This is a genomic window from Trinickia dabaoshanensis (genome assembly GCF_002879885.1).
Classification (GTDB): domain Bacteria; phylum Pseudomonadota; class Gammaproteobacteria; order Burkholderiales; family Burkholderiaceae; genus Trinickia; species Trinickia dabaoshanensis.
On record NZ_PNYA01000007.1, the window covers coordinates 166,512 to 179,412 of the forward strand.

Consider the following 12,901-nt stretch of genomic DNA (forward strand, 5'->3'; position numbering starts at 1 on the left):
ATTTACACGATTTACGCGATCTACGCGATCTACGCGAAGCGAGCCGCCGCCGGCGTGCACGAAACGCTCTCCGCGTGTGCGGCCTGGGCAGGCAGCACGGGCTGCGCAACGTCATGTTCGGGGGCCGGAATCGTCCGCGCCGCTCGCACGTTGCCCCTGAACCCCTTGGAGAACCACTCGTTCTCGAGGCCCGCGAAGTTTTCGCCATAGGCGTCGCTCATCGAGTATTCGGTGCTCGACCAATACCACGCGTTGTCCGAAAATTGACTCGGAATCGTTGCTGCGGCGACGTCCCATTCCTGGCGCGACGGCAGATGAAAATCGTGATGCCCATCCTTCTCGTAGTCATGCGCCCATTTCGCGGCCGGATGCCGCTCGGGGGTCTTCAGGAGCGTTTCGGTGTTCTGTGCGCCGTTGAACGCGCTGGACGCGCCGATCGGTTCTTCCGTCGCCCGGCCCCAATTGAGTTCCACGCCTTCGTCCGTTGAAAACACGAGATGCTGGGCTCCGTGTTCGGTGTTACCCGGTAAAACGCCGGCATAAATGCCGCCTTGACCGGTCCAGTATTGCCCGGGTTCGGGCACGGGGGCGCGGGTCGGCGAGATGGCTTGAGTGACGTTCATGCGCTTGGCTCCATTTCCGTTGAGTGAGTCGGGCCGATTAGAGCGCGCATGGGCGCCGTATGGCCTGTTCCGGCTGCAAACTCGGACCAAAGAGGGCGTCCCTCGCACAAACGCATGGTCCCGGCGCGGCGCAAAGGCAAAAGCACGGTATCGTGTCGGCTTGTGCGTATTCGCGTTTCTCTTTTCGTTTTTCCTTTTTCGTTTTTCGTTTAGTGACCAACGACCCGACCTTTCCCGTCATCCATTGGACCGAGGATGGCGCGGCGCATAGCGCGCGCTGGCGTTCCGAAGCCGGCGTCGCGCCGCCCCGGCGCGTCGTGCTCGCGGATGACCGCATGAGCGCCGACGCGGCCTATCGTCAAGCCAGCGAAGGTGTCGCGCTCTTGTGGCGCGGCGACTTTCAAAACGCGCGGCAACTGTTGCAGGCCATGGCGCGCCGGATCGAGCGCAAGCGCCGCAAGCCGGCCGCGACGCCGCTCGATGCCTTCAACGCTCATCGGCAAGCGCAGGCGCAACGCGCGCGCACGCTCGGCATGGTGCTGATTGCCTTGGATGCCGACTATTCGATCGCGCTGCGGCGCGCTCCCGACGTCAAGCAGGCTTGTATCGAAGCGTACGGCGAGCCGAACGGCCAAGGCGGCGAGCCGTCCGTGGTCTCGCTGCGCGAGTTGCTCGGCTTGATCGGCGCGCACGAATGGCGCAAGAAGGGCGTCGAAATCGCCGCGCTGGGCGCGCGGATTCATCCGTACTACGGCGTGTTTTCGCCGGTACGCGGCGAGTACGTCGAACTCGTCGCGCGCGCGCCGCTGCCGTCGACGTCGCTTGCGTTCGATATCGGCACGGGCACCGGCGTGCTCGCCGCGTTGCTCGCCAAGCGGGGCGTGGCGCGTATCGTGGCGACCGATGCGGATGCGCGCGCGCTCGCTTGCGCGCGCGAAAACATCGAGCGCCTGGGCATGACGGCGCAGGTTCAGGTTTGCGAGGCGGATCTCTTTCCGCCAGGACGCGCGCCGCTCGTCGTCTGCAACCCGCCGTGGCTGCCGGCGCGGCCGAGCTCGCCGATCGAGCGGGCCGTCTACGACCCGGATAGCCGCATGCTGCGCGGGTTTCTGGACGGGCTCGCCGCGCACCTCGAGCCGGGTGGGGAAGGATGGTTGATTTTGTCCGATTTCGCCGAGCATCTAGGCTTGCGCACTCGAGAAGCATTGCTGGCGATGATCGATTCGGCTGGGCTCAGGGTGATCGGCCGGGACGACATTCGGCCGGTTCACCCCAAGGCGGCGGATCCGGACGATCCGCTCCATCGCGCGCGGGTAGCCGAGGTGACGTCGCTGTGGCGGCTCGCGGCGAAGTCTTGAACGAGGCGCCAAGAAACGAACGAGCCTTGCGCACCAAGCGGTGCGCAAGGCTCGATTCGATACACGCGACGCGTCAGCCGGGATAGGCTTCGTCGACTTTCAAGCCTGCCAGCTTGAAGATGACGCGCAGCGTCTGCGGGCGGATATCGCGTCTCGACGCGAGCGTCGTCAGAATGAAATCGACGACCTTGGCGTACTTGAGCAGGGTGAGCAGGGCCTCGAGTCCGGGATCGGAATCGCGCATCGACTCGGCCAGCCGCAACATTTCCACCGAAATGTCTCGGGCCATTTCGAGTTCGAGCTGCTGTTTTTCCGACCAGCCCGTGGGCGGCGTGAGGAGATTGGCGAGCATTGCTTGAAACTTCTGCTCCGCGTCTCCGTTGGGTATCGTAGCCATCGCTGTCGTCCTTTGTTCAACATGACCTGCTCGCCGAGGGCAGACAGGCCGGCCGCGCTCGGTGCCGCCATGCAACGTAACCGTTACGTTACGCGGGGGCGGCTCCCTGTTCGAGCGGCAGGCGCTGCGCTCTTCGCGGCCCTTGCCGTGCCGCGGCTCGCGCGGGAATTTGCGTCCCGCTTCGCCGGATCGGAAAAATGCGTCTGCGCGTCGACGCATAATCCGTTCCAGGCCGCTTTTGAGCGTCTCGCGCGCTTTTCGGTAAACTGACGCGATTGTTTTTGCGCTTCTGTAGGCTGTCGCACGCTCGCGGCGACTTGCATGAGCGCGGTGCCACTATGTCGACCAAGACCTACGAAATTCGCCCCGACCAATCCGTCGAACTGCTCAAGGAACTCCATATCCTGACGCGCGACGGCAAGATGAACCAAGATAGCCGGCGCAAGCTCAAGCAGGTCTATCACCTGTTTCAGTTCATCGAGCCGCTGCTCGCGCGCGCGTTGCAAGCACGCGGCGCCGTCACCCTCGTCGACCATGGCGCGGGCAAGTCCTACCTTGGTTTTATTCTCTACGATCTTTTTTTCAAGTCCCTGCCGCCCGGAACGGGCTCGCGCATTTATGGCATCGAGACGCGTGCGGAACTGGTCGCGAAATCGACGGAGCTTGCCAAGCGCCTGGGGTTCGAGGGGATGTCGTTTTTGAACGTGTCGGTGGCCGATTCGATCGAATCATCGGGACTGCCGGAGACGATCGACGTCGTGACCGCGCTGCATGCCTGCGATACGGCGACCGACGACGCCATTCGCTTCGCCTTGCAAAAGCGCGCGACCGACATCGTGCTCGTGCCATGTTGCCAAGCGGAAGTGGCAGGGGTGCTCCGGCGCAACAAGGGCAAATCGCTAGCGAGCGCGCTCTCCGAAATTTACCGCCATCCGCTGCATACGCGTGAATTCGGCAGCCAGATCACGAACGTGCTGCGTTGCCTGCAACTCGAGGCGCATGGCTATCAGGTGTCGGTCACGGAACTCGTCGGATGGGAGCATTCGATGAAGAACGAACTCATCATCGCTCAGTACAAGGATTTGCCTCGCCGGCGGCCGTCCGAGCGTTTGAACGAAGTGCTCGATACGTTCGGCCTCGATTCGCTGCGGGAGCGGTTTTTTACGCCGGCTTAATCGGACGAGGGCGGCGTGTCGTCGCTCGGCGGCGTATCCATCCATTGGTGCCAGCCTTCGTGTCCGAGGCGGCGCATCGTCTCTTGATTGCGCTCGTAGATGTCGGCGGCGTCGGGGAACGCTTGCGCTGCCCGCTCGACGCTCGCCTCGCGCAGCAAGTGCAAAATCGGGTAGGGCGCCCGGTTCGTATAGTTTTCGATGTCCTCGGGCTGCGTGCCCTCGAACCGATAGTGCGGATGAAAGCTCGCGATCTGCAGTTCGCCGTCGAGCCGCAGTTGTCCGAGCAGACGTTCCGCGAAAAATAGCGCGTCGTTGAATTCCAGAAAATCGGCGAACGCGCGAGGAAAAACGAGCAGCGTCGTGTCCACGCTTTCCGGATCGGCCTCGGCCAACGCTTTTAGCTCGGTCTCCAAGACGGTCAGCATCCCTTCCGGATCGCATGCTTCGCTCACCACGTAGCGGATCTGCCGTTTCGTGTGGACCCCCTTCGCAAACGGGCACAAATTCAACCCGATGACCGCGCGCACGAGCCAATGCCGCGTGGCGGCCAGCACGTCGTCGGCGGTGGGCGCATGAAAGGTGGGCATCGACATGTCGGTTTCGGTGTGGAGGGAGGGCGCGAGAGGCGGCATTTTACGCGCCGGCGCGCCCCGCGCATGCCGCGGCGACGAGTTGGGCAGCCACGCGCGGCGCCACGGCGATCGGCCCGCATCCGGGGCCGAACGTTTGACTTGCCGTGTAGACGCCTTCGATCAACAGCGCGAGCGCATCGGCGAGCTCGGCGGGATCGTCGGCGCCCGCGGCCGTCGTCAGTTCGGTGAGCCGTTCGATCAAACGGGCCTTGTTACGCGCGACGATTTCCCGTGCGGGGTGACTCGGGTCGGCGAATTCGGCGGCGACGTTCACGAACGGACAACCGCGATAACCTTCGCGCGACGCGCGCCACGTCAGGTCCTCGAAGTACTGGGCGATTTGCCGCACCGGCTGGCCCGGATGCATGCCGATGCTTTTGTCGAAATGCCCGAAAAAGCACTCGTCCGCTTGTTCCAGATAGGCCGCGACGAGTTCGTCTTTCGACGCGAACTGCCGGTACAGGCTCATCTTGTTGACGCCGGCGCGCTCGACGACGGCATCGACGCCCACCGCGCGCACCCCTTCCTGATAGAAGAGCTCGCTGGCCGCACGCAGCAGCAGTTGCTGCGCCGTGGCGCCGTCGGTATGGGGCCGAGTGCGGCCGGCAGCCGTTTTGGCCACCGACGCGCGCGGGCGGGAAACCTCGGCGTGTGTGTCTTTCATTGAGAACCATCCGGATTTGGAGCGACCGCGATTGTCGCGCGAGCCGCTCGATCGTGCATCACTACGAATTGACCTGCTTGACATGTTACCGATCGGTAACTACGATGGCAACTCGCAGTTGTGACAGGTCTGTAACAAAGCGATCGAATGGCCCGGCCGGAAGGAGGCGGGCGCTTCGAAAGCAGCAAGCTAACCCATGCGCAATGCCGGCCGACAGGGGTGCCGGGCGCATCGACGGGAGTCCCGATGAACTGGATTGCAACAAGAATGAACGGGCGCGCGCATTACGGCTGGGTGGTGGCGGCCGTCGTCTTCCTCGTGCTGCTGGCCGCCGCGGGCACCCGCGCGACACCGAGCGTGATGATGGTGCCGCTCGAGCATCAATTCGGCTGGAGCCGCGCTACGATATCGCTCGCCATTTCGGTGAACATCGCACTGTACGGACTCACCGGTCCGTTCGCCGCCGCATCGATGCAGCGTTTCGGCGTGCGGCCGACGCTGATGACCGCGCTAGTGGTGATGGCGGGCGGCGTAGGCCTATCGTCGATGATGACGGCGCCCTGGCAGATGATCCTGATTTGGGGCGTTATGGTCGGCGGTGCGACGGGCGTCGCGGCGCTGACGCTCTCGGCCACCGTGGTCAACCGCTGGTTCGTGGAGCGCCGCGGGTTGGTGATGGGCGTGCTGACGGCCAGCTCCGCCACGGGGCAACTCGTATTCTTGCCGATGCTCGCGGCGGTGGCCGAGCATCACGGCTGGCGGCCGGTGGTGATGATCGTGGCGATCGTTGCCGCGCTCGTGTTGCCGCTCGTCGCGTTCTTGCTGCCCGAACGTCCGTCGAGCGTCGGTTTGCGTCCTTACGGCGAGCCGCACGATGCGCCGCGCGTGGACGGCCAGTCGGCGCAAAACCCGCTCGCGATCGCGTTCGGTACGCTCGCATCCGCCAGCAAGTCGCGCGATTTCTGGCTGCTCTTTTTCAGCTTTTTCATCTGCGGCGCAAGCACGAACGGCTATATCGGCACGCACTTGATCGCGATGTGCGGCGATTATGGGCTGAGCGAAGTGCAGGGCGCTTCGCTGCTCGCCGCCATGGGCATCTTCGATTTGTTCGGCACGACGCTCTCCGGTTGGCTCTCGGATCGCTTCAATAGCCGCGTGTTGCTGTTTTGGTATTACGGATTGCGCGGACTTTCTTTGATTTATCTTCCGCACGCGTTCGGCATCGACTTTTTCGGGTTGCCGATATTCGCCATGTTCTACGGGCTCGATTGGATCGCCACCGTGCCGCCGACGGTGCGCCTCACCACCGATGCGTTCGGCAAGGATTCGGCGCCGGTCGTATTCGGCTGGGTGGTGGCGGGGCATCAACTCGGGGCGGCATTCGCCGCGTATGGCGCGGGTTTGCTGCGTTCGAGCCTCGGCACCTACACGGTGGCCTCGATGATCTCGGGCGGGCTCTGTCTGATCGCCTCGATCCTCGTGCTGCGCATCCATCGCAGCGGCGCGGCGCGCCCGGCCACGGCCGCGGCGACGGCGGCTTGACTGCCTCGGCGCAACGGGCGGCGGCTTGCTTGCGCTAGGGCATCGCGCTCAGGGTGCGTCGCGTAGCGCCGATAGCGGCGTCGCGACGTGCTCGAGCGGTTTTCGCTCCGCGTCGACACCCCAGAGGGCGGCAATGACGGCGGCGCCCAGCATCAAGGCCGATCCCACCAAATAGCCTTCGAAGACGGCACCGCGCTGGTGCGTGTCGATGAGCCGGCCGAAAAAGGCGGGGCCGGCGATACCGCCGAGCGCCGTGCCGAACGCATAGAACACGGCGATGGCGAGCGCGCGGATCTCCAGCGGGAACGATTCGCTCACCGTGAGGTAGGCGGAACTTGCCGCCGCCGACGCGAAAAAGAAGATCACCATCCACGCGATGGTCTGCGCTCGAACGGTCAGCAAACCGCGCGCGAAGAGATATCCGCTGCCGATTAGCAGCAGGCCCGATAACGCATAGGTGAAGGCGATCATGACGCGCCGGCCGATGGCGTCGAACGCATGGCCCAGCACGATCGGGCCGAGAAAATTGCCGAGGGCGAACGGCAGCAGATACCAGCCTACCTCGCCGCCGGGGACACCGTAGAAATCGGTGAGCACGAGTGCGTAGGTGAAGAAAATGGCGTTATAGAAGAATGCTTGCGCCGTCATGAGCGCGAGGCCGACGAGCGAGCGCCGCCGGTGCGTGACGAAGAGCGCTTCGAATACTTCGGCGAACGGCGTGCTATCGCGCCGGGCGAACCGCAGAATACGCAATTCATCGGAGAGGGGCCGGCGGCCGAGGCGGCGAAAGCGCGCTTCGATTTGTTCGACGACGTTTTTAGCTTGTTCCGGCTGATTGTGCGTGAGCAGCCAGCGGGGGCTTTCGGGTATCCACACGCGCATGAAAACGATCACGAGTGCGAGCGCGGCGCCGATGAAAAAGCAGGCGCGCCAGCCCCAGTCACCCGGCAGCAGCCGCGGATCGAGCAGCACCAGCGAGCCGCCGGCCCCGAGCGCCGCGCCCACCCAGAACGTGCCGTTGATCCCGAGGTCGGTCCAGCCGCGCACGCGTGCGGGCGTAAATTCTTGAATCGTCGAATTGATCGCCGCATACTCGCCGCCGATTCCGGCGCCCGTCAGAAAGCGCAACGCCGCGAAGCTCGCGAAATCCCACGACATGGCCGTGGCGGCGGTGGCGACGAGATACAGGCCCAGCGTCGCGAAGAACAGCTTGCGCCGGCCGAGGCGGTCGGTGAGCCAGCCGAAGCCGAGGGCGCCGAGTACGGCGCCGGCGATGTAACTGCTACCGGCCAGGCCGATGTCGGCATCGCTCATATGCAACACCGGGCTCGCTTTGAGTGCTCCCGCCACGGCGCCGGCCAACGTCACCTCGAGTCCATCGAGCAGCCAGGTGACGCCGAGCGCGACGACGATTAAGGTATGAAAGCGTCCCCACGGCAGGCGGTCGAGCCGCGAGGGTAGGTCGGTTTCGAACACGTGGGCGCGCGAGGCGGGGATAGGGGCGGGAATAGGCGCCGCGGTCTCCAGGCTCATGGGAGCATTCTCCTGATGGATGCGGTGACGGCCCGGCCGCATAGGCGGCGAGGTGCCGCCGGCGTGGGTCGCACAACGCGTGCCCGAGGGAAATGCGTTCGATCGAGTGGCGCACGGATTGCTCGCATGCACAGTTCGTGTTAAAAAGCGCTCCCTTCTGTTCGCATAAAGCGAGTTGCGATGCAAGCGATGCCCTATTGTGCGATCGACTTCGGTACGTCCAACTCCGCCGTGGCTTTGCCGCGCGGCGAGACGATGATGCTCGCGCCCGTCGAGGGCGCGCATACGACGTTGCCCACAGCCGTCTTTTTCAATACCGACGAGCATAGCCGCTCGTACGGCCGCGCCGCGCTGGCGGAGTACATCGACGGCTTCGACGGCCGCCTGATGCGCTCGCTCAAGAGCATCCTCGGTTCGTCGCTGGCCGATACGATGACCGATCTCGGCGACGGCAGCGCCATCAAGTACACCGAGATCATTGCTATCTTCGTCGCATTCTTGAAGCGGCAGGCCGAAGCGTGCGCCGGCGTGTCAATCGAGCGAGCCGTACTGGGGCGCCCGGTATTCTTCGTCGACGACGATCCGCGCGCCGATCGATTGGCCCAGGATCAACTCGAAACCGCTGCGCGTTCGGCCGGTTTGAAAGAGATTCACTTTCAGTACGAGCCGATCGCCGCCGCGTTCGATTACGAATCGCGCTTGAAAGACGAAGCGCTCGTGCTCGTGGCCGACATCGGCGGTGGTACTTCCGACTTTTCGCTCGTACGCGTGGGGCCGCAGCGGATGGGCCGGATCGATCGAAAGGACGATGTCCTCGCGCATCACGGCGTGCACGTGGCGGGGACCGACTTCGACCGGCGCGTCGAGCTCGAGACCATTCTGCCCGAGCTCGGCTACCGATCGCTCGACCCGGAAGGCCGGGAAGTGCCGAACCGCGTCTACTTCGATCTCGCCACCTGGCACCTCATCAATACGATCTATTCGGGCAAGCGTGTGGGCGAGCTCGCCTTGATGCGGCATTTGTATCGCGACGTGCGGCATCACGAGCGGCTGATGCGCGTCGTGGAGCGCCGCCTCGGGCATTCGCTCGCGGCGCGTGCCGAAGAGGCGAAGATCGGCGTGGCGGCGGGCGGCGAAACGTCGATCGATCTGGACGATCTCGAGGCCGACTTGAGGATCGCATTCGACGAGGCTCAGCTAATCGAAGCGGGAACGGAAGAAGTGCATCGCATCGCCCAGGCGGCGCGGGAAACGGCGAAAGCCGCAGGGGTATCGCTCGGCGACGTGGACGCGCTTTACTTCACGGGCGGCACCACGGGCCTGCATTTTTTGACGAACGCGCTATGCGCGGCGTTTCCCGACGCCAAAGCCGTGTTCGGCGATCGGCTCGCGAGCGTGGCGGCGGGGCTCGGCATTCACGCGCAGCGCATTTTTGCCTAACTCGCCTAACGCGTACCGTCGATTCGACACAAAGCAAAAACCCCGCGATTGGCGGGGTTTTTTGTTCGCGACGCGCCAAGCGCATCGCGGCATGTCACGGCTCTTAAGCGGCTGAGCGCCTAAGAGCGGTCAAGCGCTTTACAGCGGCTTGATGTTCGCAGCTTGCTTGCCCTTGGGGCCCGTCTTCACTTCGAACGACACTTTTTGGTTTTCTTGGAGCGTCTTGAAGCCGTCGACGCGGATTTCCGAGAAGTGCGCGAAGAGGTCTTCGCCGCCGCCGTCCGGGGTGATGAAGCCAAAGCCCTTAGCGTCGTTGAACCACTTGACGGTACCGGTTTCCATATTACGTATTCCTAAATTGGGTAAAAAAGGCCGAAGCCTGGGAGCGCACGAAAATCAAGGAAGGGTAATAGGACAACCGGAGTACCTGATGGGGGCGACCTACGAAAGACCAATCAACACTCGCCACTTGAAATCCTGCTTGATCTTTATACGGCGAAATGGCGCCTAGGTCAATAAAATTTCGCGCCGCAGCAGGGGTATTCGTCTGCCTACCGGTCTTTTGTGCTTACAAACCTTTCATTCCATGATGTTTTTTTGCTGGTGCCGGATCATTTTGCACCAATTAAGTGATTGCAACCGGTAAACTACGCGCCGCGCGACGCGGTTGCGCCAGGTTGCGGTTCCCCCTCGCCGCACGGCCCCATCGGTTGCACGTTTCTTGCAGAATCAGCGCGTGTCCCCTATCCGCGCGCCGTTCGTATATCCCCCAAGGAGAGGTTGTGAAAAGTTCTATTCAACGGAACATCGGGCCATTTGCGCTGATGCTGACCGGCTTGGGCTCGATCATCGGGTCAGGCTGGTTGTTCGGTGCGTGGAAGGCGGCAAAGATCGCAGGCCCGGCGGCTTTGTGCGCATGGATCATCGGTGCGGTGGTGATCCTCGCGATCGCGCTCACTTACGCCGAACTCGGCGCCATGTTCCCCGAATCGGGCGGCATGGTGCGCTATGCGCGCTACTCGCACGGTGCACTCGTGGGCTTCATCAGCGCATGGGCGAATTGGATCGCCATCGTCTCGGTGATTCCGATCGAGGCCGAAGCGTCGATTCAGTACATGAGCACCTGGCCCTACGATTGGGCGCACAATTTGTTCCTGAACGGATCGCTCACGCCGCCGGGCTTATTCTTGTCGGCGCTGCTCGTGATCGTCTACTTCATGCTCAACTACTGGGGCGTGAAAGTGTTCGCGCGCGCGAACACTGCGATCACCGTGTTCAAGTTCATCATCCCCGGCCTCACGATCCTCGGCTTGCTGCTTTCCGGTTTTCATAGCGAGAACTTCGGCACGTCGAGCTCGTTCGCGCCGTATGGCTGGTCGGCGGTGTTCACGGCCGTGGCCACGAGCGGCATCGTCTTCAGCTTCAACGGTTTTCAAAGCCCGGTGAACTTGGCGGGCGAAGCGCGTAACCCTTCGAAGAGCGTGCCGTTCGCCGTCATCGGTTCGATTCTGCTCGCGCTCGTGATTTACGTGCTGTTGCAGATTGCCTATATCGGCGCGGTCAATCCGGCCGACGTCGCCAAGGGTTGGAGCCACTTCAACTTCGCTTCGCCGTTCGCGGAACTCGCGCTCGCGCTGAATCTCAACTGGCTGGCGATCATGCTGTACGTCGATGCGTTCGTGAGCCCGAGCGGCACCGGCACGACCTACATGGCAACGACGACGCGCATGATCTACGCGATGGAGCGCAACAACACGCTGCCCAAGATGTTCGGCAACGTGCACCCGTTCTACGGCGTGCCGCGTAACGCGATGTGGTTCAACCTCGCCGTCTCGTTCGTGTTCATGTTCTTCTTCCGCGGCTGGAGCTCGCTGGCCGCCGTGATCTCGGTCGCCACCGTGATCTCGTACCTGACGGGCCCGATCAGCTTGATGGCGCTGCGCCGCACGGCGACCGACATCGAGCGTCCGCTGAAGCTTCCGCTCATGAACCTGATCGCACCGTTCGCGTTCGTGTGCGCTTCGCTCGTCCTGTATTGGGCGAAGTGGCCGCTTACGGGCGAAATCATCTTGCTGATGGTCGTCGCGTTGCCGGTCTACTTCTATTACCAAGGCAAGTCGGGGTTCAGCGGTTGGGGCGCCGATTTGAAGGCGGCCTGGTGGCTCGTCGCGTATCTGCCCACGATGGCGGTGCTCTCGGTCATCGGCAGTAAGCAATTCGGCGGCATGGGCTACCTGCCTTACGGTTGGGACATGCTCGTCGTCGCGGTGATCTCGCTCGGCTTCTACGCCTGGGGCGTGAACACGGGCTACCGTACGCACTATCTCGACGAGCGCGAGTCCGAGGAAGACATTCTCGAAGGCGTCGGCGTTTAAGGCATCGCAGCACCCGCGAGCTTGCTCGCGGGTGAGACGCAATCAATGAGTACAAAGCCCCGTCCGACGGTGAGTCAGGCGGGGCTTTGCTTTGCTCGGTCGCCCGCGGCCGAGTGCGTCGCCTGCTAGATGCGCGCGGAGGCCGTCGGGATCCATGCGGTTACGAAGGGCGCCGTTGAGACGCCCAATCGGCACACCGTCCAGCCGCTACTGCGTCAGCCTTTGCGCGAAGGCGCGGATCGTTTCGGGGTTCCAATCGTTTCCCCCGTTCCTACCCTTCGTGTCCTCGAGATACAGCGTGTAGTATTCGGTGTCAGTGTTCCACGCAGCGGTCCAAAGGCGCCTAAGGTCGGCCGGATTCTCCGATAGCGATAGCGAGGCGGGCCTGTTCGCAACGTCGAACGTTAGCGCTTCTTGCATTGCATACATCTTGCCTTCATCGGCTTTGTAATCCCACACGGCCAACATGCCGAGCTTGCCTGTCGGCAGTCTGAAAAGTGCCGATTCGCGTCTACCCGCGTCGGGCAACAAACCTACAACCGACGCTCCCATCGATTTGAACTGCGATGTTCGCTCTATGATCCTTCGCAATTCCGCCGATCCCAAAGACTGATCGTTGGAGGCTGTGGGGATGAGAGACTCTATCTCTCGCAGCAGGTTGAGTTCGTCGGGTGACGCAGATAAGGTCAGGTATGTCGCATTTTGTTTGATCAGATTCATTTCAAACAAAGCGCGCTGGGCCGGCGATTTAATGGGTTCAACGACTACGAGTGAGCTTGCCGCGTCCATCTGGGCCGCCATTTCGTTTAGAGCACGGTCTTGCACACTACGCTGATCGCCCGAATTGCATCCGACGACAGATACGAGTATGGGGAGTAAAGCGACGAGTCTCATGGTCGAGGCCATCCTTCGCTAAGATTGCAATCTTCGGCCACCGAGTTGCTCAGTACGATGTTTCTGCGAGCCCGAGGGTCGTAGTAATAGTGTTGGCCGACAACCCGCCATCGGTTGAATGAAGGATTGGCTCCGGCGATATCGTCAGTGCGTTCGACGATTTCTTTTGAGCCGGCGCGAGCGCTAAAAAGCAGTCCTCTATTTTTCGTGAAAATCTTGAATTTGTCGTCTGTGAGGACTGATGCATCGAATTCGTCTCTAACTAGGC

12 protein-coding genes are annotated in these 12,901 nt (G+C 62.7%); 5 read left to right on the plus strand and 7 right to left on the minus strand.

Going from position 1 to position 12,901, the window contains the following annotated elements:
• Positions 1-29 precede the first annotated feature (29 nt).
• Complete coding sequence (locus C0Z18_RS09985) at positions 30-623, minus strand: hypothetical protein (protein WP_102645236.1); 594 nt, start codon at positions 621-623, stop codon at positions 30-32.
• A 212-nt stretch (positions 624-835) separates the two neighbouring features.
• Between C0Z18_RS09985 and C0Z18_RS09990 the strand changes: the two genes are divergently transcribed.
• Complete coding sequence (locus tag C0Z18_RS09990; RefSeq protein ID WP_233217255.1) at positions 836-1,981, plus strand: methyltransferase; 1,146 nt, start codon at positions 836-838, stop codon at positions 1,979-1,981.
• 73 nt (positions 1,982-2,054) lie between these two features.
• Here C0Z18_RS09990 and C0Z18_RS09995 read toward each other — a convergent pair whose 3' ends face one another.
• Positions 2,055-2,378 carry a DNA-binding protein gene (locus tag C0Z18_RS09995; RefSeq protein ID WP_102645238.1) on the minus strand — a complete coding sequence of 108 codons (324 nt, stop codon included), beginning with the start codon at positions 2,376-2,378 and terminating at the stop codon, positions 2,055-2,057.
• A 338-nt stretch (positions 2,379-2,716) separates the two neighbouring features.
• Between C0Z18_RS09995 and C0Z18_RS10000 the strand changes: the two genes are divergently transcribed.
• Positions 2,717-3,553, plus strand: coding sequence for a class I SAM-dependent methyltransferase (locus C0Z18_RS10000; RefSeq protein ID WP_102645239.1), 837 nt, complete (start codon positions 2,717-2,719; stop codon positions 3,551-3,553).
• Here C0Z18_RS10000 and C0Z18_RS10005 read toward each other — a convergent pair.
• Together C0Z18_RS10005 and C0Z18_RS10010 are read right to left on the minus strand one after the other, a co-directional pair.
• Positions 3,550-4,140, minus strand: coding sequence for a DUF1415 domain-containing protein (locus C0Z18_RS10005; RefSeq protein ID WP_408646982.1), 591 nt, complete (start codon positions 4,138-4,140; stop codon positions 3,550-3,552). The genes C0Z18_RS10000 and C0Z18_RS10005 overlap by 4 nt on opposite strands.
• 46 nt (positions 4,141-4,186) lie before the next feature.
• Positions 4,187-4,849: a TetR/AcrR family transcriptional regulator gene (locus C0Z18_RS10010; protein WP_102645240.1), complete on the minus strand. Its 663-nt coding sequence runs from the start codon at positions 4,847-4,849 to the stop codon at positions 4,187-4,189.
• Positions 4,850-5,095: 246 nt separating this feature from the next.
• Between C0Z18_RS10010 and C0Z18_RS10015 the strand changes: the two genes are divergently transcribed.
• Positions 5,096-6,391: an MFS transporter gene (locus tag C0Z18_RS10015; protein ID WP_102645241.1), complete on the plus strand. Its 1,296-nt coding sequence runs from the start codon at positions 5,096-5,098 to the stop codon at positions 6,389-6,391.
• 48 nt (positions 6,392-6,439) lie between these two features.
• Here the strand turns inward: C0Z18_RS10015 and C0Z18_RS10020 are convergent, their stop codons facing one another.
• Positions 6,440-7,924 carry an MFS transporter gene (locus C0Z18_RS10020; protein ID WP_102645242.1) on the minus strand — a complete coding sequence of 495 codons (1,485 nt, stop codon included), beginning with the start codon at positions 7,922-7,924 and terminating at the stop codon, positions 6,440-6,442.
• Positions 7,925-8,113: 189 nt separating this feature from the next.
• Here C0Z18_RS10020 and C0Z18_RS10025 point away from each other — a divergent pair, with 189 nt between their 5' ends.
• A complete protein-coding gene (locus C0Z18_RS10025; RefSeq protein WP_102645306.1) occupies positions 8,114-9,364 on the plus strand; it encodes an Hsp70 family protein in 1,251 nt (416 codons plus the stop codon).
• A gap of 138 nt (positions 9,365-9,502) precedes the next feature.
• Here the strand turns inward: C0Z18_RS10025 and C0Z18_RS10030 are convergent, their stop codons facing one another.
• Entirely contained in the window at positions 9,503-9,706 is a 204-nt protein-coding gene (locus tag C0Z18_RS10030) for a cold-shock protein (RefSeq protein ID WP_102645243.1), read from the minus strand.
• A 440-nt stretch (positions 9,707-10,146) separates the two neighbouring features.
• On the opposite strand from C0Z18_RS10030, the gene C0Z18_RS10035 reads away from it, so the two are divergent.
• A complete protein-coding gene (locus tag C0Z18_RS10035) occupies positions 10,147-11,739 on the plus strand; it encodes an APC family permease (protein ID WP_102645244.1) in 1,593 nt (530 codons plus the stop codon).
• A gap of 207 nt (positions 11,740-11,946) precedes the next feature.
• Here the strand turns inward: C0Z18_RS10035 and C0Z18_RS10040 are convergent, their stop codons facing one another.
• Positions 11,947-12,633 (minus strand): hypothetical protein, encoded by a 687-nt coding sequence (locus tag C0Z18_RS10040; protein WP_146013979.1) that lies wholly within the window; start codon positions 12,631-12,633, stop codon positions 11,947-11,949.
• Positions 12,634-12,901: the final 268 nt, after the last annotated feature.

What these genes read in the sequence shown, in the direction of transcription:
- C0Z18_RS10040 (WP_146013979.1), bottom strand. Translation starts at nt 12,633, where the DNA reads ATGAGACTCGTCGCTTTACTCCCCATACTCGTATCTGTCGTCGGATGC.
- C0Z18_RS10010 (WP_102645240.1), bottom strand. Translation starts at nt 4,849, where the DNA reads ATGAAAGACACACACGCCGAGGTTTCCCGCCCGCGCGCGTCGGTGGCC.
- C0Z18_RS09985 (WP_102645236.1), bottom strand. Translation starts at nt 623, where the DNA reads ATGAACGTCACTCAAGCCATCTCGCCGACCCGCGCCCCCGTGCCCGAA.
- C0Z18_RS09995 (WP_102645238.1), bottom strand. Translation starts at nt 2,378, where the DNA reads ATGGCTACGATACCCAACGGAGACGCGGAGCAGAAGTTTCAAGCAATG.
- C0Z18_RS10005 (WP_408646982.1), bottom strand. Translation starts at nt 4,140, where the DNA reads ATGCCCACCTTTCATGCGCCCACCGCCGACGACGTGCTGGCCGCCACG.
- C0Z18_RS10015 (WP_102645241.1), top strand. Translation starts at nt 5,096, where the DNA reads ATGAACTGGATTGCAACAAGAATGAACGGGCGCGCGCATTACGGCTGG.
- C0Z18_RS10030 (WP_102645243.1), bottom strand. Translation starts at nt 9,706, where the DNA reads ATGGAAACCGGTACCGTCAAGTGGTTCAACGACGCTAAGGGCTTTGGC.
- C0Z18_RS10000 (WP_102645239.1), top strand. Translation starts at nt 2,717, where the DNA reads ATGTCGACCAAGACCTACGAAATTCGCCCCGACCAATCCGTCGAACTG.
- C0Z18_RS10020 (WP_102645242.1), bottom strand. Translation starts at nt 7,924, where the DNA reads ATGAGCCTGGAGACCGCGGCGCCTATTCCCGCCCCTATCCCCGCCTCG.
- C0Z18_RS10025 (WP_102645306.1), top strand. Translation starts at nt 8,114, where the DNA reads ATGCCCTATTGTGCGATCGACTTCGGTACGTCCAACTCCGCCGTGGCT.